General features: G+C 64.9%; 21 protein-coding genes. 10 read left to right on the forward strand and 11 right to left on the reverse strand.

Going from position 1 to position 19,017, the window contains the following annotated elements:
* Positions 1 to 531: 531 nt before the first annotated feature.
* The 4 genes from TZ00_RS01875 to TZ00_RS01890 all read left to right on the forward strand — a co-directional run bounded on the left by TZ00_RS01875 (position 532) and on the right by TZ00_RS01890 (position 4,161).
* Positions 532 to 1,224 (forward strand): phosphocholine cytidylyltransferase family protein, encoded by a 693-nt coding sequence (locus TZ00_RS01875; RefSeq protein ID WP_044438827.1) that lies wholly within the window; start codon positions 532 to 534, stop codon positions 1,222 to 1,224.
* A gap of 109 nt (positions 1,225 to 1,333) precedes the next feature.
* A complete protein-coding gene (locus TZ00_RS01880) occupies positions 1,334 to 2,137 on the forward strand; it encodes an ABC transporter permease (RefSeq protein WP_238579537.1) in 804 nt (267 codons plus the stop codon).
* Complete coding sequence (locus tag TZ00_RS01885) at positions 2,137 to 2,907, forward strand: ABC transporter ATP-binding protein (protein WP_044438828.1); 771 nt, start codon at positions 2,137 to 2,139, stop codon at positions 2,905 to 2,907. Before TZ00_RS01880 ends, TZ00_RS01885 begins: the two co-directional genes overlap by 1 nt.
* Positions 2,908 to 2,913: 6 nt before the next feature.
* Positions 2,914 to 4,161, forward strand: coding sequence for an MFS transporter (locus tag TZ00_RS01890; protein ID WP_052521196.1), 1,248 nt, complete (start codon positions 2,914 to 2,916; stop codon positions 4,159 to 4,161).
* On the opposite strand, the gene TZ00_RS01895 is transcribed toward TZ00_RS01890, so the two are convergent.
* Positions 4,145 to 5,719 (reverse strand): DUF7059 domain-containing protein, encoded by a 1,575-nt coding sequence (locus TZ00_RS01895; RefSeq protein ID WP_044438830.1) that lies wholly within the window; start codon positions 5,717 to 5,719, stop codon positions 4,145 to 4,147. The two genes, TZ00_RS01890 and TZ00_RS01895, sit on opposite strands and share 17 nt — an antisense overlap.
* Before the next feature lie 39 nt (positions 5,720 to 5,758).
* On the opposite strand from TZ00_RS01895, the gene TZ00_RS20520 reads away from it, so the two are divergent.
* Together TZ00_RS20520 and TZ00_RS01905 are read left to right on the forward strand one after the other, a co-directional pair.
* Positions 5,759 to 5,998 (forward strand): metallophosphoesterase family protein, encoded by a 240-nt coding sequence (locus TZ00_RS20520; RefSeq protein WP_044438832.1) that lies wholly within the window; start codon positions 5,759 to 5,761, stop codon positions 5,996 to 5,998.
* On the forward strand, positions 5,995 to 6,861 hold the full coding sequence (locus TZ00_RS01905; RefSeq protein WP_044438834.1) for an aminotransferase class IV: 867 nt from the start codon (positions 5,995 to 5,997) through the stop codon (positions 6,859 to 6,861). The genes TZ00_RS20520 and TZ00_RS01905 overlap by 4 nt, the downstream gene beginning before the upstream one ends.
* On the opposite strand, the gene TZ00_RS01910 is transcribed toward TZ00_RS01905, so the two are convergent.
* Entirely contained in the window at positions 6,862 to 8,361 is a 1,500-nt protein-coding gene (locus TZ00_RS01910; RefSeq protein WP_084605844.1) for an MFS transporter, read from the reverse strand.
* Positions 8,362 to 8,531: 170 nt separating this feature from the next.
* Between TZ00_RS01910 and TZ00_RS01915 the strand changes: the two genes are divergently transcribed.
* On the forward strand, positions 8,532 to 9,371 hold the full coding sequence (locus TZ00_RS01915; RefSeq protein WP_044438836.1) for a DUF3097 domain-containing protein: 840 nt from the start codon (positions 8,532 to 8,534) through the stop codon (positions 9,369 to 9,371).
* Between the two features lie 9 nt (positions 9,372 to 9,380).
* Here TZ00_RS01915 and TZ00_RS01920 read toward each other — a convergent pair whose 3' ends face one another.
* Positions 9,381 to 9,887 (reverse strand): DUF427 domain-containing protein, encoded by a 507-nt coding sequence (locus TZ00_RS01920; RefSeq protein ID WP_044438837.1) that lies wholly within the window; start codon positions 9,885 to 9,887, stop codon positions 9,381 to 9,383.
* A gap of 70 nt (positions 9,888 to 9,957) precedes the next feature.
* On the opposite strand from TZ00_RS01920, the gene TZ00_RS01925 reads away from it, so the two are divergent.
* Positions 9,958 to 10,857, forward strand: coding sequence for a hypothetical protein (locus TZ00_RS01925; RefSeq protein ID WP_238579538.1), 900 nt, complete (start codon positions 9,958 to 9,960; stop codon positions 10,855 to 10,857).
* Positions 10,858 to 10,869: 12 nt separating this feature from the next.
* On the opposite strand, the gene TZ00_RS01930 is transcribed toward TZ00_RS01925, so the two are convergent.
* Positions 10,870 to 11,196 (reverse strand): GNAT family N-acetyltransferase, encoded by a 327-nt coding sequence (locus TZ00_RS01930; RefSeq protein ID WP_044438839.1) that lies wholly within the window; start codon positions 11,194 to 11,196, stop codon positions 10,870 to 10,872.
* A 110-nt stretch (positions 11,197 to 11,306) separates the two neighbouring features.
* Between TZ00_RS01930 and TZ00_RS19880 the strand changes: the two genes are divergently transcribed.
* Positions 11,307 to 11,474: a hypothetical protein gene (locus TZ00_RS19880; protein ID WP_161793715.1), complete on the forward strand. Its 168-nt coding sequence runs from the start codon at positions 11,307 to 11,309 to the stop codon at positions 11,472 to 11,474.
* Positions 11,475 to 11,513: 39 nt separating this feature from the next.
* Here the strand turns inward: TZ00_RS19880 and TZ00_RS01935 are convergent, their stop codons facing one another.
* From TZ00_RS01935 to TZ00_RS01960, 6 genes are all read right to left on the reverse strand, one after another.
* The gene (locus TZ00_RS01935) at positions 11,514 to 12,782 is read right to left on the reverse strand and encodes a membrane protein (RefSeq protein WP_044438841.1); all 1,269 of its coding nucleotides are present in this window, start codon (positions 12,780 to 12,782) and stop codon (positions 11,514 to 11,516) included.
* A gap of 110 nt (positions 12,783 to 12,892) precedes the next feature.
* Positions 12,893 to 13,735 carry a glycosyltransferase family 2 protein gene (locus TZ00_RS01940; RefSeq protein ID WP_238579539.1) on the reverse strand — a complete coding sequence of 281 codons (843 nt, stop codon included), beginning with the start codon at positions 13,733 to 13,735 and terminating at the stop codon, positions 12,893 to 12,895.
* 32 nt (positions 13,736 to 13,767) lie between these two features.
* Complete coding sequence (locus tag TZ00_RS01945; protein WP_044438845.1) at positions 13,768 to 14,562, reverse strand: CDP-alcohol phosphatidyltransferase family protein; 795 nt, start codon at positions 14,560 to 14,562, stop codon at positions 13,768 to 13,770.
* A gap of 17 nt (positions 14,563 to 14,579) precedes the next feature.
* Entirely contained in the window at positions 14,580 to 15,647 is a 1,068-nt protein-coding gene (locus tag TZ00_RS01950) for a glycosyltransferase family 2 protein (protein ID WP_044438847.1), read from the reverse strand.
* A gap of 178 nt (positions 15,648 to 15,825) precedes the next feature.
* Positions 15,826 to 17,568, reverse strand: a complete 1,743-nt coding sequence (locus tag TZ00_RS01955) for a S1C family serine protease (RefSeq protein ID WP_052521197.1) — start codon at positions 17,566 to 17,568, stop codon at positions 15,826 to 15,828.
* 141 nt (positions 17,569 to 17,709) lie between these two features.
* Positions 17,710 to 18,120, reverse strand: coding sequence for a PKD domain-containing protein (locus TZ00_RS01960; protein WP_052521198.1), 411 nt, complete (start codon positions 18,118 to 18,120; stop codon positions 17,710 to 17,712).
* A gap of 45 nt (positions 18,121 to 18,165) precedes the next feature.
* Between TZ00_RS01960 and TZ00_RS18570 the strand changes: the two genes are divergently transcribed.
* The gene (locus TZ00_RS18570; protein WP_052521199.1) at positions 18,166 to 18,414 is read left to right on the forward strand and encodes a hypothetical protein; all 249 of its coding nucleotides are present in this window, start codon (positions 18,166 to 18,168) and stop codon (positions 18,412 to 18,414) included.
* 95 nt (positions 18,415 to 18,509) lie between these two features.
* Here the strand turns inward: TZ00_RS18570 and TZ00_RS01965 are convergent, their stop codons facing one another.
* A complete protein-coding gene (locus TZ00_RS01965) occupies positions 18,510 to 18,887 on the reverse strand; it encodes a hypothetical protein (protein WP_139368599.1) in 378 nt (125 codons plus the stop codon).
* Positions 18,888 to 19,017: the final 130 nt, after the last annotated feature.

The raw sequence follows: 19,017 nt of genomic DNA on the forward strand, positions 1-19,017 counted from the left end.
CTTGGGTGCGCGGCTTCGCCGTGCGTGACGGTCTCACCGTCGTGGAGGACTGCTCTGCGCTCGCCGAACGAGCTTTCGACGTTCTGGCGGCTCGCGGTTTTCGTGCTGTCGTGCCTTGTTTTGTGGGCTGAGACTGTGCGCCTTCGGCCCCGGTCGCGGATTCTGCTGCAGAGGAATTCGACTCCTCATTCAACTTTTCGCTGCCTTCGCCCCCGGTCGCGGAAATGTCTGACTCTGAGCTCACCGAACTTAAGGTATCAGCCGGGGCCGACACTCGCATTCATCAACGACACACACTGATGTGCTCTCGCCCGCGATTCACTTTCCGAGAAACACCTGCCGGTTGTATTACGAACACGAAACGATGAGTCAGAGCCACGTGACCCTAAACGGGGGACACGATACAGTGAGGTGCGGCATAACGGAGTGTCCAGCGCCTCTCATATGGGTTAACGGTTTCTGAATTCTCGTCTCCGATGCAGATGCGCAGAATTGTCCTCAGCTACTTTCGCACCATCAAGGAGATCCATCGTGACCACCCAGGTAGTCATCCTCGCTGCAGGAATGGGCAGCCGACTCGGCCGCACCCTTCCCAAGCCGCTCACAGAACTCAACGATGGCCGCACGATCATGGGCCAGCAGTTCGACAACATCCACCACGCATTCGGCAACAACGCCAAGGTCACGATCGTCGTCGGCTACAAACTCGAGCACATCATCGAAGCCTTCCCCCAGGCCTCGTTCGTCTACAACGAACAATACGACCAGACCAACACCTCGAAGAGTCTTATGCGAGCGCTTCAGGCATCGGGCCCTGGCGGAGTTCTGTGGATGAATGGCGACGTCGTATTCGACCCGGCTGTGCTCGACCGTGCCGCCGCGATGATCGCCCGCGACCAGTCGTTCGTCACAGTCAACACGTCGAAGGTGTCCGACGAAGAGGTCAAGTACACGACCAGCGCCGAGGGCTACATCAAAGAACTGTCGAAGACGGTCAAGGGTGGCTTGGGCGAGGCTGTCGGCATCAACTACATCTCTGCCGCAGACAAGGCCACGCTGCTTCGGCAGCTCAAGGCTGTCGGCGACCAGGACTACTTCGAGCGAGGCATCGAACTCGCCATCGAGCAGAACCGGCTTCTGGTCGAGCCGGTCGACATCTCCGATCTCTACGCTGTCGAGGTCGACTTCGCCGAAGACCTGGAGCGAGCCAACCTCTTCGTGTGACATCTCGATCCAGTGCCCCCTCATTCCGATCACCGGTCGGCGTGAGGGGGCATTTTCGTGTGCGGGATAGAGTGGAGCGTTGTTCTTCGACAGAAATGAGAACCGGCACGTGACGACGACGCTCAGCGAGGTGCGGCCGAATCAGCGCACCCCGTTCGCGCGATATCGCAACGCGCTCTGGCTCCTGACGAGACGAGACCTGCGCGTTCGGTACTCCACGTCGGCATTGGGCTATGTCTGGTCGATCCTCGATCCGCTCGTCATGGCGCTGATCTACTGGTTCGTCTTCACGCAGGTCTTCCAGAAGTCCGTGGGCGAAGACCCCTATATCGTCTTCCTCCTCGCCGCGCTTCTGCCCTGGATGTGGTTCAACGGCACAACCGCAGACTCGACGCGTGCGTTCCTTCGCGAGGCGAAGCTCATCCGCTCGACCAAGATCCCACGAACCATCTGGGTCAACAGACTTGTGCTCTCGAAGGGCATCGAGTTTCTCGCCAGCCTGCCGGTGCTGGCCGTGTTCGCCATCTTCGCCGGTGCGACTGTGCACATCGAGGTCCTCCTCTTTCCTGTCGCCATCCTCATTCAGGCAATACTCACTGTCGGTGTCGGTCTGATCGTCGCGCCGCTCGTCGTGTTCTTCCGTGACCTCGAGCGAGCCGTCAAACTCGCTCTGCGCGCTCTGTTCTATGCGTCGCCCATCATCTACAGCACCACTGACCTGCCCGCTCAATTGCATCTCCTCGCTGCCTTCAATCCACTCAGCGGCATCTTCTCGCTCTACCGTTCGGCCTTTTTTCCCGAGCAGCTCGACTGGTACCTCGTCGTTGTGAGCGCGGCGATGTCCTTTCTCGTGCTGCTCGTGGGAATTCTCGTATTCCGGCGCACCGAACGCGCCGTATTGAAAGAGATCTGATGCACGAGTCGCCCGTCATCACCGTCACCGACGCAGGCATCCGGTTCAAACGAAACCGTCGATCGCGCCGCAATTTCAAAGATCTTTTCGCCGGCAGGCTGCGTCGTTCGCGGCCTGACGAGTTCTGGGCGCTGCGCAACGTGAGCTTCACCGTGCAACAGGGCGAGGCCATCGGCGTGATCGGTCGCAACGGCCAGGGCAAATCCACACTCCTCAAACTCGTCGCCGAGGTCGTTCTTCCTGACGAGGGAACAGTGCGAGTGAGCGAAGGGGTGGCCCCGCTCATCGAGATCACCGGCGGGTTCGTCGACGATCTCTCGGTTCGCGACAACGTCTATCTCACCGCGGGTCTGCACGGCATGACCAAGGCTCAGATCGACGAGCGGTTCGCCCGCATCATCGACTTCGCCGAGATCGGTGACTTTCTCGACACTCCCTACAAGCATCTCTCCAGCGGAATGAAGGTACGTATCGCCTTCTCTGTGATCTCTCAACTCGAGGAGCCGATCATTCTCGTCGATGAGGTGCTCGCTGTCGGCGACAAGGCATTCCGCGAGAAGTGCTATCGGCGCATCGAAGAACTTCTCGCCGGCGGACGCACTCTGTTCTTCGTCTCGCACAATGAGAAAGACCTCAGGCGTTTCTGCACCCGCGGGCTCTACCTCGACAAGGGTTCGCTGGTTCTGGATGCGCCGGTGGCCGACGTCCTCGCTCGGTACGCAGCCGACTACCCGGTCGCGGCAGCTCCCAAGCCGAACCCCTTAAAATAGGGAGTGATGAGAACGCGCGACAACGGATCCCTTGCTCGCGCGATGCCATGGTTCTTGCTTGTGGCGGTCATCCTCTTCGCCCTCAATCTGCGCGGCCCCATCGTCGCGATAGCTCCGGTGATCGGTCAGATCCGCGACGAGCTCGGTCTGTCGGCAGCGACCGCCGGACTGCTCACAAGCCTCCCCGTTCTTTGCTTCGCCCTCGCCACTCCCCTGGCAGCGGCTCTGATCGCCCGCGCTGGTCCTGAGCGCGCCGTTCTCATCTCGTTGACCGGAATCCTCATCGGCACACTGATCCGGGCTCAGGGAGGATTCGCCGTCGCCGTGATCGGAACTCTGGTGATCGGCATCGCCATCACGGTCGGCAACGTCGTTGTTCCTGTCCTGGTGCGACGCGATTTCCCCGCCCCGAGGGTCGGTATCGTGACCGGTGTCTACACGGCCGCACTCAATGTGGGCGCCATGCTCACCTCGCTCGGCACCGCGCCCTTGGCCGATTGGCTCGGTTGGCGCGCTGCGATCACCGCGTGGGCGGTGCTCGTCGTAGCGGCCATACTCGTCTGGGGTCAGGCCGCTGGCTGGCGCCGATCGATCCTCGGCGACCGCGAGGTTGCGCCAAACAGCTCCGAGGCCGCGCCGCTTCACTCCGCCTCGTACAGGAGTCTCACCGCATGGCTGCTGATGCTCGCTTTTGGCGGTCAGGCCTTCTCCTATTACGGCATCACCACGTGGCTGCCGACGATTCTGCACGAGGTGCAGGGTCTCGATGCCAAGTCCGCGGGGGCCAGCTCATCGGTGTTCCAGATTCTCGCTGTCGTGGGCGCATTGGGGGTGCCTGTACTCGCCAACCGGTGGCGTCCCGGCTCTGTGGTCGCACTCGTCGGCGTTCTCTGGTTGGCGATGCCGGTGGGGCTGCTGCTCGCGCCCCAACTCTGGCCCCTGTGGTCGGTCCTCGGCGGAGCCGCACAGGGCGGCGGCATCACAATCGTCTTCATCATCATCGTGCGCATGTCGGCGAGCAACGACCAGGCACGGGGCATGTCCGCCTTGGTGCAGGGCGGCGGCTATCTGCTTGCGGCGACGGGGCCTTCGATCGTCGGCGCCGTGCACGAGGTGACCGGCGGATGGTCGGCGCCCCTCGTCGTTGTGGCGGCGTCTGTGCTGGTGCTCCTGCTCTTCGGCGTGATCGCCTCCGCCAGGGTCGAGTCCCGCCATCCCTGGGAGGCATCGGCGAGCGTCAGCTCGCGGCAGTAGGAAGCAGCATCGCGTCGTCGATGAGTGAGCGCACGTGCGGCAGCAGCTCAGCCTCGAGAGCCCGTTCATCGACCGAGAGCAGCTGGGCGAGAGCCGCGCAGATCGCTCCGACCGTGAGTTCTCCGTCGCAGGCCCCAACGAGTGCCGCAAGCCCCGTGTCGACGGGGTTCTGACGACCGAACCCTCCGCCCTGTCTCAAGATCATGGCCGTGGGATCGTCATCACCCGGCCAGTAATGCCGTTCCACGGTCACATCGGATGCGACGACGAGCGTCGATGAGGCGAGTTCGGCATCGCTTCGGCTCGCCTGCCAGTCGTGGCCGGCGAGGCAGTCGTTCAGATGCTCACCGAGGCCGGAGCCTGAGCCTCCGAGCGGTCCGTGCACCTGCTCGAGACGGCGAAGCGGCGACGGCGTCGCCGGCGCCGCCGCATCCGGTCGCCTCAGCAGGACGTAGCCGAAGCCGACCCGTTCGACCCCGCGGTGCTCGAAATCGTTGAGCCATGCCCCGTAGAGCCGATCGAACTGGGGCGACGCGGGCGTAGTGCCTCCATCTCTGATCCACGTCTCCGCGTATTCGTCGATGTGCTGCACGTCGCGCTCGATGACCCAGGCGTCGACGATCGGATCGGTCGTCTCGTCGAGCCACACCCGCACCCGGTCGAGTCCGGCCTCCACGTGCGTGTACTCCCAGTTGCCGAGGAACTGGGCTATTCCACCGGGTGCGAGATACTCCCCCGCGTGGCGCACGACGTGCCGCACGAGGGCGTCGCCGACCATGCCGCCGTCGCGGTACTCGTAGCTCGGCACTCCCTCGGCCCGGGGCGTGATCACGAAGGGCGGGTTCGAGACGATCTGGTCGAACGTCTCGTCGGCGACGGGCTCGAAGAGGCTGCCGAGTCGGAACTCGATGTTCTCGAACCCGTTCAGCTCCGCGTTCAGCGCGGCGATGTCGAGGGCGCGGGCGGAGATGTCGGTCGCGACGACGCGGCGCGCGTGTCGGGCGGCGTGCATCGCCTGGATGCCGCATCCGGTGCCCAGGTCGAGAGCAGTGTCGACGGGCCGCTGGATCATGAGTCCGCTCAGCGTGAGGGATGCGCCTCCGACGCCGAGCACGTGATCCTCGCCGACCGCATGTCCGAGCGAGAGCTCGCCCAGGTCGGACACGATCCACCAGCTGCCTACGCCGAGCTGATCGATGAAGCTGTAGGGGCGCAGGTCGGCAACGGGCCGCACGCTCTCGTCGTGCTCGTCGACGGACGAGATCAGACGGAGTTCGGCCGCGCCCTGGAGACCGAGGCTCGGCAGCGCCTCGGCGAGCTGGGCGGGCGCGACCGGTAGCCCGAGGACGAACAGTTCGGCGAGCGTTGCCGTCGCGGTCGAGCGTCCAAGGGTGCTGCGCAGGCGGGCGAGCGCACGAAGAGCGGGTACGCGCTGATTGCGGTGCAGTGCGGCGTCGGCATCGGGGCCCCAGAGCCCGGACAGGGCGGAGACGGTAAACCCCGCGGCGGTCAGATCGGAACGAAGGGCCGCGATGAGGTCGCGATGGGGATGAGTCACCCCCTTATTCAATCCCACCCGCACTGTCAGACTGAACGGATGATCACTCCCATCGTCATGATCGCCGACACGCACGTGCCCAGACGGGCGAAGGCTCTCCCCCGCGCCGTGTGGCAGGCGATCGACGACGCCGACCTCATGCCGCACGCGGGCGACTGGGTCGACGAGGCGACCCTCGACGACGTCGTGGCCCCGCACTGCACCTATCTCACCGCGGTCACAGACTCCGGCGAGCTGCGTGATGTCGAGCTGCACATCGTCGGCAGGGATATGTCGTGACCGGCTCGCCCGTTGTTCTTCTCCTCGAACCGTCGGGCATCAGACGGGTCGATCCCCGGGAGCCGCAGCTGGCCGTGACCGACTGGGGCGCGACCCGGGGAGACGGAATCTTCGAGAGCGTCAGCGTCATCGATGGCCGGATGCCTCCGCTCGACGCCCGCTTCGATCGTCTCGAGGCATCGGCGAGGGCGCTCGACCTACCCCTTATCGATCGCGCCCTCTGGACCGAGGCGCTGCTCCGCTCGATCGATGCCCACGATCCGGTCGAGCGCCTGGCCGTCACGCTCGCTCTGACTCGAGGCGTCGAGGGTGGCGACGGCACGCCCACCGCCTGGCTGCTGGCCAGGCCCGCTCGCGACTTCACCGATATCCGTCGCACAGGCGTCTCGGCCGTCACCCTCGACCGCGGCTACGCCAGCGACGCGGCCGAGGGCGCCCCCTGGCTGCTACTGGGAGCCAAGCATCTGTCGTACGCGACGAACTCGGCTGCGCTGCGCGAGGCATCCCGACGCGGCGCCGACGACGTGATCTTCACGTCGACCGACGGCCTCGCCCTCGAGGGGCCCACGTCGAGCTTGCTCGTGAGACGCGGTGACATTGTGGAGAGCCCCTCCGCCGACAGCGGAATCCTCGCGGGCACGACCCAGTCCACGGCATTCGGGTTCTTCGAGTCGAGAGGGTTCACGGCACGGTTCGCACCGATCCGGGCCGACGATCTCGCCGACGCCGACGCCGTCTGGCTGGTGTCGAGCGTGCGACAGGCGGTCGCCGTGCACACGCTCGACGGTCGTCCGCTGCCGGTCGACGGAGAGTTGACGGCTGCCCTCAACGACTGGTTGGCAAACGCCGCGCGCAGCGAATGATCAGGCCTTGCCCGGTGAGACCACGGGAATGCTCGCCGTCTGATAAACCGTCTCGCGACGGGGCAGGAAGAGCGCGAGCACAGCGCCGACGAGGGCGACGGCAGCGGCGAGTCCGAACGACCACTGGAACGCCGCGGCCGTGGGAATGGCGCGCTCACCCACGATATCGACGTGCGACGAGAGAATCACTCCGATGACCGCGGCAGCGATCGTCGACCCCAGCGTGCGCATCACGGAGTTGAATCCGTTCGCCGCCGCCGTCTCCGACGCGGGCACCGCGTGCATGATGAGCGTCGGCATGGCGGCGTATGCGAAGCCGACGCCGAATCCCACCGCGGTCGCAACGAGCACGGCGTGCCAGACCTCCGTCATCAGGCCGACGGCAACGACGTAGCCCACCGCGATGATCGACGATCCCAGCACAAGAGACGTTCGCGGCCCCCTGCTCGCCGACAGACGCGCTGCGATCGGGGAGAGAAAGAACATCACGATTCCGCTGGGCATCAGGCAGAGGCTGGCGATGAACAGCGTCTGGCCGAGACCGACGCCCGTGTCGGTGGGGGCCTCCAGCAGCTGAGGCAGCACAGCCACGCTGGCGAAGTAGGCGAACCCGACGGTGATCGACGCCAAGTTCGTCAGAAGCACCGGCCGTCGCGCGGCAACTCGCAGATCGATCAGCGGGTTGGATGCGCGGAGCTCGTAGACGCCCCACACGACGAGCACGGTGGCTCCCCCGACAAACAGGCCGATAGTACCCGGCGTTGCCCAGCCCCACTCGTTGCCCTTCGAGACCGCGAGCAGAATTGCCACGAGCCCGATTCCGAAACCGATCGCGCCGATGAAATCGAACGAGCCGCCGGTGCGGAGGGTGGAGACGGGGATGATCCAGAGCACGAGCACGAAGGCGAGAGCAGACAGCGCGGTGGCCATCCAGAACAACACGTGCCAGTCGAACGTGTCGGCGACGAAGGCGGCCACCGGCAGACCGAGCGCTCCTCCGATTCCGAGGGTAGAGCTGACCAGTGCGACGGCGGCGCCGAGCCGCTTGGGGTGCAGCACGTCTCGCAGAATGCTGATGCCGAGTGCGATCACACCGAGTCCTACACCCTGAAGCGCCCGACCGGCGATGAGCACCGTCACGTCTTGCGCGAGCGCGCAGACGACCGAGCCGACGATCGTGATGGCGAGAAGCAGCAGCGTGATGCGACGCTTGCCGAACATGTCTCCCAGTCGACCGGAGATCGGGGTCGTGATAGCCGCTGCCAGCAGTGTGGCCGTGAGCACCCAGGTGGCGTTGGAGCTCGACGTGCCGAGCAGAGTCGGCAGCTCGGGGGTGATGGGGGTGACCAGGGTCTGCATCACCGCGGCTGTCAGGCCAGTGAGCGCCAGCGTGAAGACGATCGCCCGTTCACTCGGGGTGCGGGCGAGCCGCGCGCGCTGGCGGCGGTCTCGTTCGTTCTGGTTGTCGGAGGGTTCGGGTGAGTTCGTCGAGGGGGCCATAGGCCGGGTGGTGCCTTTCGAATGGAGGTTGCGCGTGTGCAACCATTCCGTTCGGGATTCTATGCCCGGCCCGGCTCGGAGCCGACGCGCCCCGGTGGCTCTGACGACGCATAAGGGCCGCCCAGCGAGCCTCTCGGGTGCCCTCGTCATGAGTTGCTAGCGTCGAGCAGATGAACACCGACGATCGCTATGGCTCCGACGTATTGGCCGACTTCTCCAGGCGCCCCGCCAAGATCGATCTCCCGGTCGTAGAGGCCGTGACAGATCTCGTTCTCGAAGACGTCGCCAGTGACTTCTGCGGCTCGGTCGTGCGGGTCGAAGGGCGGATGGTCGAGCTGGAGGATCGCAAGGGCCGCCGCCGGATGTTCCCCCTCGGACCGGGCTTCCTGCTCGAAGGAACCCCCGTCGCCGTGCGTGCTCCCCGAACCAAGCAGACCGGACTCGGGCGCACGGCATCCGGTTCGATCGCCGCGCCACAGGAACGAGCCCGCGTCGCGCGCGCTAGCCGCATCTTCGTCGAGGGCCGCCACGATGCAGAACTCGTCGAGAAGGTATGGGGATCCGATCTGCGCGCCGAGGGCGTGGTGGTCGAATACCTCGAGGGGGTCGACAACCTCGAAGAGATTCTCGCCGAGTTCCGGCCCGGCCCAGGGCGACGCGTCGGAGTGCTGGTCGACCACCTGGTTCCGAACTCGAAGGAGAGCCGCATCGCCGAGAAGGTGGCGCGCGGCCCTCACGGCGCGAACGTCATCGTCGTGGGCCACCCCTACGTCGACGTATGGCAGTCAGTCAAGCCCTCCCGGCTCGGCCTCACCGAGTGGCCGGTCATTCCTCGCTCCATCGAGTGGAAGCACGGCATCTGCGAGGCATTCGGATGGCCGCACGCCGAGCAGGCCGACATCGCGCACGCGTGGCAGCGCATCCTGTCACGGGTGTCGACCTACACCGACCTCGAGCCGCAGCTGCTCGGCCGCGTCGAGCAGCTCATCGACTTCGTCACGGCCGAATAGGGCTCGGCGTTACCAGCCGAGCGTTCCCGGCGCGCCCTTGAACGGCCCGACCACCCTCGACGTGATCCAGCCGCCGTAGAAGTCACCCTCCTGGGGCGTAACCGTTTCGCCATCGACGGTGCAGGCATCCATGGCCGACGGATACACGGCGATCCTGTCTCGAAGCTCCTCGAACCCCGGCGTCGGTGTGGGATAGAACCAGCCCGCCCCCTGCGCGACGATGCCGTTGCCGCCCCGAAGCGTGACGTATTTCGCCGATCCCTTGAACTCGCAGAACGAGCTGCCCGACGCGGGGCTGACCACCCCGTCGGCAAAATCGGTGCGAGGCAGGTAGTAGACCGGCGGATGGCTGGTCTCGAGAACCCGGCGCGCGTCGGTTGTGTCGGCGATCACGACACCGCCGAGGGTGATCTGGATGCGTTCGGCCGATTTCTCGACGCGAGGGGGGCGCGGGTAGTCCCACACCGACTCTTGGCCTGGGGCGGGAATCTGGGCATGTGTGGGTCGGTTATCCATGTGTCGACGCTACGCCTCTCGGATTCGAAACGTAGGATGTTCACCCCACCGACCGAACGAAGGACTCTCAGTGGCGAAAAAGCAGAAACAGATTGGCCAGGCCCAGCCCGGGCCCACGGTCTACGACCCCGACCTGCACCCCCAGTTCACGAAGGGCATCGACGGCCTTCTGAGTGTGCACCGCCCGGTGGTGATCGCGCACATCCGATCGATCCGCAAGATGCACCCGAACGCGTCGACCGAGCAGATCATCAAGATCCTCGAGACGCGCTATCTTGCCGCCGTCACAGCAGGCGGCGCCGCAGTTGGAGCAAGCGCGGTGATTCCGGGCATCGGCGTCGGTGTCTCGCTCGCTCTCACCAGCGTCGAGACGGCGGGATTCCTCGAGGCGAGCGCTCTGTTCGCCCAGTCCATCACAGAGGTGCACGGCATCGCCGTCGACGACCCCGACCGTGCGCGCACGCTCGTGATGTCGATGATGATGGGCACCGCGGGCGCCGACCTCGTGAGGCAGCTGGCCGGCCAGGTGACGGGAACCGGAGCACCGCGAAACCAGTACTGGGGCACGTTGGTGACACGCAGCCTCCCCCAATTCGCTGTTGGACCGATCGCCGACCGGCTGAAGACGACATTTCTCAAGCACCTCGCCGCGCGCACGGGAGCAGGAGCCGTGGGTCGCCTCGTGCCCTTTGGCGTCGGCGCCGTGATCGGTGGAACGGGCAATCACATTCTGGGGCGCAAGGTCGTGCACAGCGCTCGCTACGCGTTCGGGCCTCCCCCGCCGTTCTTCCCCGCAAGCCTCGAGCCGAAAGTGGTGGTTCTGCGAGAGAAGAAAGCTTCTCGGCAGAAAGAGGTGACGGGCAAGGATCGACGCAAGCCACGAATGCTCACCCGGTCTCGAAAGACGCCCGCACCCGATGTTCTGGCACCGGATGCTCCGGGCTCGGAGTGGCCGGAAGCGCGAATCTGAGGCGAACGGGCTTCAGCGCCGATCGGGTGAATCGCCGTTCGAATCCCCGGGCGCGTCCACTCCCGCGGGAGTGTCGACCAGGTCGGCGAAGTCGTTGTGCTTGCCGAGGTAGGCCGACACCATCGGGCAGCGAGCCACGATGCGCATCCCCTGGGCACGGCAGTCGCGGAGGGCGTACTCGATGAGTTTGGTCGCCAGGCCCTGGCCCGCGTGCCCCGCGTCGACCTCGGTATGAATGAACACCCGACGCCGGCCGGCATCACGATAAAAACAGCGCCCGACTACTTCTCCATCGATACTGAGCTCGTACTCTCGACCAGAATCAGTGATGTCGATCATGATCTCTATTGTGCGTCGTTTTAGCGACTCGCACATAAACGTGGTGAATTGCTGAGAGTCAACTGCTAGGGTTGACTAAGTTACACATTTGTTACACACATAAAGGCGAGGTGAGAGCATTGTTCGCACGATTCACGGAGATCACTCCGGTCAGCACAACACTGGCCGACACCGGAGTTGCATTCGTTCCTATGCTCGTCGCCGCAGCCGTCGTTCTGGTTGTTATTGGTGTGGCGGTCGTTCTGGTGCGCATGCGTCTCGCCCGCGTCGAGCGCTGACTCCCGTCGCTCGACTACTGGCCTAGGGCCTCGTCAGTTCTATTCCTCGACGACAGGTTCGTGCTCATCGATGGGCCCGTCATCAGCGTGTAGCGCCGCGTTTCTCTGCCACTCGTTCATCAGACCGTCGATGGCCTCGTGAAACCTGCGAGTTGTCGCGCCGGGGGTCGTGTCACCGAAATATCGCTCGACCCAGTGCGCCAGGCGAGCCTCCGCCTCGGGATCGTGCTCGAGCGCGTCGATTCGAGAGACGATGTCGGCGGCCTCGTCGGCGTCGAGCCACTCGGCTTCGAAGAGGTAGCCGCTCGAATCGATCTCGGCAAGCGCGTTCACCGGTCGTGTGACGAAGAGCGGCTTGCCGCTCGCCAGCCGGTCGTACACCATGGCAGAGATGTCGACGATAGCCATGTCGGCAGCGGCGAGTTGCCACCCGAGCCGAGGACCGTCGTCGTAGACGTGCTGGGCCCGAGGATCGGCAGCGTTGGCCTGGGCTATGAGCTTGATGATCTGCTGATTGGCGGCCGCATAGCTCGAATCGACAACACCGCTGCGAGGATGCGGCCGGTAGATCACCCGGTGCTCTCCGGTTGCCAGCAACTGAGTCACAAGGCTGACTCCATGTGTCGCGATCGACCCGTAGGCGGCCGACGGCCGGTCGCCTTCCCAGGTCGGCGCATAAAGAACCACTCGTCGCTCGTCGGGTGGATACGGCACCGGCCCCGAGTAGTGATCGGCTTGGGGGCGGCCGATGCGGATCGCCCGCTTGTCGAAGTCGTAGTCCCACAGAACCCGATTCAGTCGGGCGGCTGCGGCCTCGCCGGCGACCAGGCTGTAGTCGTACGCCTTGAACTGGTTGGTGGTCATGTACATCTTGTCGCTCTCACCGTGGTTGATGAAAACGTGCCAGCGGCGCCCGTAGCGCATCATCTGAAAGTTTCTAGCGTTCTGATTCACGTAGAACACGATCTTGAGCGGCTGTTCTTCGATCAATCGTTCGAGATCGACGACCTTGCGCACATAAGCCACGGGAAGCGGCGACTCCTCGAGCAGGGCATTCATGGCCGAGGGACTGCGGCTGAGGATGACGACCGGCCAGGTCTTCGACAGCTCGACCAGCGGCTCGTACCACTGGCGAAGCTGATAGAGGTTGACATCGCCGTCGGCGAAGTACAGCCCGATTTCGAAAGCACCAGGGGTGAACGGTGGGCGCCGAGCGAGCTTCTGAGCGAGTTGCCCCCGTGTGCGCCGCGACTTCAGCAGATCGACGCCTACCTTGAGTCCGAGCTTGGCGTCGCGAAGAATTCCCACGTTTCAAGGGTACTCAGCGTCTGATAGGGCCCCCGACCAGGGGGCGTTACCGGTAGCCAATCGTGATGAACGTGCTCGAGGCATCCGGATGCAGCCGTGGAAGACGGCGACTAGACGATCGGCGGCCTGCCGGCCATCGTCATCCGCAACACCGTGCGCCAGCGCATCGGCCGTCGTTCGCCGGCGTTTTCGCGCCAGCCTGCCATCCAACCGCCGAACCAGGCGCGAAGGGCCGCCGGGCGTCGAGCCCAGCGAAGAATCTGGATGCCCGTCCATGCGCCGACGTAGAACGGAACGAGAATCGCGGGCAGGTTGCGTTTGGCCAACCAGACCCGGTTTCGGGCATTGAGGCGGTAGTAGTACGAGTGCCGGGTCGGTTCGATGGCAGGATGATTCGCCACGAGATCTCCGGCGTACCAGGTGACGAGGCCCTGATTCCAGACACGCCACGCGAGCTCGATACCCTCGTGCGCGTAGAAGAACGGTGCCGCCCACCCGCCGGTGGCATCGAAGACGGATCGCGGCAGCAGCACCGCGCCCTCCCATACGGAGAAGACCGGCGACGACGCCCGAGGGTCGCCCTTGCGGATGCGCGGGGTCCAGCGGCGGGGATTCGTCAGTCCCAGCGGGTCGACGACCCGAGGCTGCAGGAGACCGATGCTCGGGTCTGCGCCGATGAGACCGATCGCGTCGATGAGAAATGTGGGCGACGGAATGCTCGCGTCATCGTCGAGAAAGAAGATGAACTCACCCGAGACAGCGCTCACACCCGCGTTGCGCCCCGCAGGAATGCCCAGGTTCTCTGACAGCGCGAGCGAGCCGACACCCTCGGGAAGTTCGGTCGGCACCCATCCGTTGCCGACGCACACGACGTCGAGCGTCACCCCGGTCTGGGCGAGAATCGACTCGAGACCGCGCCGCAGATCGTCGGGCCGCGTGCCCTGGGTCAGCACAACGACCCCCACAGTGGGCGGTCGAACGTCGACTATGAGCGCACCCGCTTCGAGGCCATGATCGCGACGAAGTGCCCGATGAGGGCCAGCACCGCGAGGGGCAGAAGAGCACCGAGAAGGATACGGCCGGCGAGAGGTCCACCGATCACGATGCCGAGCGCGGCGAATGCGAACGCCAGCATGGTGAGTTCGACCGAGTGGTAGAGCCGGTGGAAGGGCACGAACCGGGCCAGCCTACGCAGTCGGGCCACCAGACGCTGCGAGGGCTCGGATTCGCCCTGCTTGTCGGCGAGCTTGCTCAGTCCGGCGTTGGCCCTCGCCACATGCACCATGTCGTTGAGAGCCTTGTTCAGAACGATCACCAGTGCGAGGGCGAAGCCGAGAGTCGTCCAGAGATAATCGTCCGGCGCGTCGAACGGAAAACCGGCCGCCCGGATGCCGAGAGCGATCGGGATCAGCGATTCGGTCGTGTAGTGACCGACCTTGTCGAGGAAGACCCCGGCAGGAGACGAGGTTCCGCGCCACCGAGCGACCTCGCCATCGCAGCAGTCGACGAGCATCTGCAGCTGGCCGAGCACGAGGGCGAGGAAGGCGCCGCCGATTCCCGGGATCAGGAGTGCCGCCGCCGCCGACCAGCCGACGAGAATCATGAGCCCAGTGACCCCGTTCGCCGAGATCGACGTCTTGAGCAAGAGCCAGGTCAGATAGGGAGAGATGTTGCGCAGATAGAGCGACGCGGTCCAGTGTTCGGCGTTGCGGCGACCCCGCACCTCGGGAGGCTGGGCAACAGCGCGCAGCTCGGCGATCGAAGACGGCCGTCCTCGCATTGACGTCGGTGACACGGTTACCTTCCGGTGTGCGCGGTGATATTGCTCGTGAGCTTCAGGAATCCCAGAATGAAGCCCGTGCCCCAGCTGAAGTGGATGCACGGCAAGACTACGAGAAACCATGCACCCGTGCGAATACCGCGGCGCGCTGCGATGCCGATCGATGCCACGACGACCAACAGCAGGTAGAGGATCGGAAAGATGAAGAGCGCGGTGAAGATCCACGAGATCACGAGTGCCGGGCCTTGGGCGTTTCCGACGAGGCCGAAGTATCCGAAGCAGCCGAGCAGCAAGCCGAGCGCCACGCTGAGTACGGCAACGGGCGGTGCGAAGTATTTCAGCGCATTGGAACTGAAGAACCGTCGCGCGAGGTCGCCTCGCCACATGCCTGTCGAAAAGAACTGCCGGGCGAGCTTCTCGAGCGACGGCCTCGGACGGTAGGTGACGGTGAGCTTGGGGGTGAACCAGACGACTCCCCCGGCCTCGCGCAGACGCCGGTTCAGCTCCCAGTCTTGTCCACGCCGGATCTCCTCGTTGAAGAGGCCCACACGCTTGATCCACTCGCGGCGAAAGACCCCGAGATACACGGTCTCGGCCGGACCTTCTTCGCCGCCGAGGTGGTGCTGCCCGCCTCCGAGGCCGATCGCCGATCCGTATGCCGCGGCGACGGCATCCTCGAACGGCGTCGTGCCCTCGGCCTGCATGATGCCGCCGACGTTCGCTGCGTTCGTTCGGGCCATCGTCTCGACGGCGATGCGCGTGTAGTCCGACGGAAGTACCGAGTGCGCATCGACGCGCACCACGATCGGGTTGTGAGAGGCGTTGATCGCCACGTTCAACCCGCTGGGGGTCGACCCCGTAGGGTTGTCGATCACCTGGATGCGCGGGTCGACTCGCGAGAGCCGCTCGACCAGTTCCGTGGTTCCGTCGATGCTCGGTCCGAGTGCGACGATCACATCGAACGGGCCGCGGTAATCCTGCGACAGGAGGCTGTCGATCGCCGCTTCGACGTGGGTGACCTCATTGAGCACCGGCATGACGTAGGAAACGCCGGGCAAAGAGCTCGCTGGGGTGTTCGGGGTCATGGCATCCGCTCGTTGTGTTCTGGTGCCGTGTCGCACGCGTGATTCGATGTCGTCGCGCCGACACTGGCCGAACGAGCCTATCGCAGGCCCCATCCGGGCATCGTTTTGTGGCCGCCCCAAACACACAGCGATCCCCGGACGGCCGAAGCCGCCCGGGGATCGCTGATGGGCAGGTTGACTACTGGGTGAGCTCTCCCAGCGTCACGTCGATGTCCTGGTTCTTGCCGTCACGGTAGACCGTGAGCTTGGCGTCAGAGCCTGCGGCGAGACTGCGGACCTGCGCGGTGAGATCGGTCGCGCTGGCAACGGGGATGCCGTTGAACGCTGTGATCACGTCGCCGGCCTTGATGCCCGCCTTCTCCGCTGCGCCACCCGACGAGACCTCTTTCACGAGGGCTCCGGCCGTAACGCTGGCGAGCGCCTGGTCTGAGCTGGCGTCGCCCACGGAGGCTCCGAGGAGTCCGTGGCTCCCGGCACCGTCCTTGATGATCTCCTGTGAGATGCGCTGGGCGAGTGCAGCGGGGATGGAGAATCCGACACCGATGGAACCCGACTGCCCCGAAGAGCTCGAGGAACCGGCGCTGGCGATCGCCACGTTGATGCCGATGAGTTCGCCCTTGTCGTTCAGCAACGCACCACCCGAGTTGCCGGGGTTGATCGCGGCGTCGGTCTGGATGACCGCGAGCGAGATGCTCGAGTTGGCCTGAGCCTGCTTCGGAGCCTCGGAACCTCCCTGGCCCGGAATGTCGAAGTTCCAGAAGTCGTATGGGTTCTGCTGCGTGCCGTCGCCTGGGCCACCGTTCTGGTCGGGAGGCGTCTGCTCGGTGTCACCCTTCGGGGCGGCGGACGATGCGACAGTGATCGCGCGGTTCAGCGCGCTGACGATACCCGTGGTCACCGTCCCCGACAGGCCGAGCGGCGCGCCGATAGCGACCACGGAGTCGCCGACGTTGAGCTTGGTCGAGTCGCCCCAGGTGATCGGCGTCAGATCTTTCGCCTTGTCGAGCTTGATCACGGCGAGATCGGCCACGGGGTCTGTTCCGACGAGCGTTCCAGCGAAGATCCGTCCGTCGTTCGTGGTGACCTGAATTGTCGGTTTTCCCGTTGCACCGTCGAGTGTGACCACGTGGGTGTTCGTGAGGATATAACCGTCATCCGAGAGGATGACGCCCGAACCGGTGCCTCCCGACTGCCCGTCGTTGACGGAGATGGTGACGACAGAGGGCGAGGCCTTGGCCGCCACGGCGGTGGCGAGAGACGCATCGTTGGCATTGTTGACCGTGATGGTCTGGGGCCCCGACGCGCTTGAGCTCGAGGTCTGCTGATTCTGGCTCAGGGTCCATGCGGTGATTCCGGCACCGGATGCGCCGCCAACGAGGGCCGCGATGGCCAGGGCCGCGACGACCATCGTCGCTCCGCGCCTCTTCGGCGCATTGGCGCCAGACGTTTCGGCTCCCGCAACCGGGGGCTGCTGCGGGGGCTGGCCGAATGCGCCGTTTCCGTAGTTGCCCGGAGTCGCGGCGTAAGGCAGCGTCGGCTGGGTCTGGCTTGCCTGCGGCTGAGGGGGCTGAGCCTGGGTTGGCTGGGTCTGGTTGTGGGGGGCGGGATAGTGCGTGGCGGCGGCCTGAACTGGATGCGTCGGCGCAGCGGGTTGAGCCGGCTGCGGCCCGGCGGGCGTCTGCGAGTATCCCGGGGTGTACGGCTGCGGGGCGGTAGGCTGATGCGTCGTGGCCTCGGGGGCGGCCGCTGGGGTCACGGGGGTCGCCTGGCTCGGTGTTGCAGCGGTTGCGTTGGGTGCGTAGTGAGGGAAGGCGGGGGCGTGATCAGCGGCGGCGGGGCTCGAACCGGTGTTCGTTGTGTCGTCGCGGTCAACGCCCTCGGCTGCCGCCGGGTTGATCGGGTTGTCGGTGTTCTCAGACAATGGGTGCTCCTTCCAAGCCCTGTAAGCATCACCACCGAAGCTGGACGTTGTCTATGCGTGGGCTGGAAACGAACTGCCGTAACGCTCGGGCTGAGCTTGGAGTTGGAGAACGGGAGACCGGACCGCCGGATTCGGTGGGAGTCAGCAACCCGGAGATATGCGACGTCGCCCGCAGTCATCGGCCACCAGCACGGTCTTCGCCGCCTTGGCCGAAGCAGTGAGGGGCGGCGATGTAGACGGCACCGTGCCTGCCAGCGCCTGCCATGCGCCGCCGCCGATGCGGTACTCGGCCGAGTAGAGGATGGTGAGCGAGATCGTGTAGTCGCCGGCCCGATCGAAGACGTGGCTGGTGGCCGTCTCCGAGAACTCGGGAAGGCCCAGAGAAGCCCACGTGGCGCCGCCCGTTCCGCTCGTGATCGTCGATCCATCTCCGTGATCCCAGATGAAAGAGACTGGTGTGAACCGAACCTCCGCGGGAGTCCCGAGCAGCGTCGTCGACACAACCGAGGTCTGTGCATCGGCATAGAAGTTCGTGGGGAGCCCGACCACCATGAACCCCCTCGGCTCCATTCCCTGCGCGCTGACACCCGGCACGAGATGGGCAACCTCGCGAGTAGTCACCGGAGGTGTCGGCGGATTCTCATCTCCCGGCACGACCCGACGCTGCTCTGCACACAGCTCGACGTTCGTCGCAATACACGGAACCTCGACTCCACCGCCATCGGATCCACCGGAACCAGCATCACCGGCCCCATCCTCACCGCCGGTACCCGATCCACCGCCCCCGGAATTATTGCTCCCGACCCCAACATCGACCCCGCCCCCGGAAACCTCCCCGCAGCCTGACATCCACTGCTCGATCTGAGAACATCCCGCTGCCGAGGCGGATTCCTGCGCGGGCATTAGCACGCTTGCACCAAGTACGGTTCCGGCCACCACAACTAATTGCAGAAGTTTTTCCCTGTCCATACCTTCCTCTCAGACAGCAGGAACGGTGAATCTCCATCTCGCGTCAGCTCGACCTCGAACGGCGTGACGGCAATTCGGTCGGGTGAAACGAGCGACTTGCCCTCTGCGTCAACAAGATCGACGAGTCCGACATCTTCGCAGACGTATGCCCGGATCTGGTTGTCATCCCAGTCGACAATCTCCACAAGGACAAGGCGCGTAGAACCCGTGATTCGAAGACCTGCGCCACGAAGTTCATCCATATTTTCAGCGACCTCGTCGAAGACCTTGCCCTCTGCAACTTCGGCCAACTTCGTAGTGTCAGATCCTCCGTGAGCGGCAATTTCATCGCTTACAGCAAGGAAGCTCATATACCTATCGCTTGCTAGCGCTTGCGCTTCCTCGCGAGACATTGTTTGCGATGGATCCGGTGCCGCGACCGTCGGTGCATCCCGATGTTCGGATGGGGCGCATCCGGTCGCAGTAAATATCAGTAAGAGA

The organism is Agreia bicolorata, from assembly GCF_000938265.1.
In the GTDB taxonomy this organism is placed as follows: Bacteria; Actinomycetota; Actinomycetes; order Actinomycetales; family Microbacteriaceae; genus Agreia; species Agreia bicolorata.

Bases quoted from the DNA above. Each gene is read 5' to 3' on its own strand.
- TZ00_RS01945 (WP_044438845.1), bottom strand. From the start codon at position 14,562: ATGCGAGGACGGCCGTCTTCGATCGCCGAGCTGCGCGCTGTTGCCCAG.
- TZ00_RS01960 (WP_052521198.1), bottom strand. From the start codon at position 18,120: ATGGTGGTCGGGCTCCCCACGAACTTCTATGCCGATGCACAGACCTCG.
- TZ00_RS18570 (WP_052521199.1), top strand. From the start codon at position 18,166: ATGGGCAACCTCGCGAGTAGTCACCGGAGGTGTCGGCGGATTCTCATC.
- TZ00_RS01910 (WP_084605844.1), bottom strand. From the start codon at position 8,361: ATGGCCCCCTCGACGAACTCACCCGAACCCTCCGACAACCAGAACGAA.
- TZ00_RS01965 (WP_139368599.1), bottom strand. From the start codon at position 18,887: ATGAGCTTCCTTGCTGTAAGCGATGAAATTGCCGCTCACGGAGGATCT.
- TZ00_RS01930 (WP_044438839.1), bottom strand. From the start codon at position 11,196: ATGATCGACATCACTGATTCTGGTCGAGAGTACGAGCTCAGTATCGAT.
- TZ00_RS20520 (WP_044438832.1), top strand. From the start codon at position 5,759: ATGATCACTCCCATCGTCATGATCGCCGACACGCACGTGCCCAGACGG.
- TZ00_RS01920 (WP_044438837.1), bottom strand. From the start codon at position 9,887: ATGGATAACCGACCCACACATGCCCAGATTCCCGCCCCAGGCCAAGAG.
- TZ00_RS01950 (WP_044438847.1), bottom strand. From the start codon at position 15,647: ATGACCCCGAACACCCCAGCGAGCTCTTTGCCCGGCGTTTCCTACGTC.
- TZ00_RS01885 (WP_044438828.1), top strand. From the start codon at position 2,137: ATGCACGAGTCGCCCGTCATCACCGTCACCGACGCAGGCATCCGGTTC.
- TZ00_RS01890 (WP_052521196.1), top strand. From the start codon at position 2,914: ATGAGAACGCGCGACAACGGATCCCTTGCTCGCGCGATGCCATGGTTC.
- TZ00_RS01915 (WP_044438836.1), top strand. From the start codon at position 8,532: ATGAACACCGACGATCGCTATGGCTCCGACGTATTGGCCGACTTCTCC.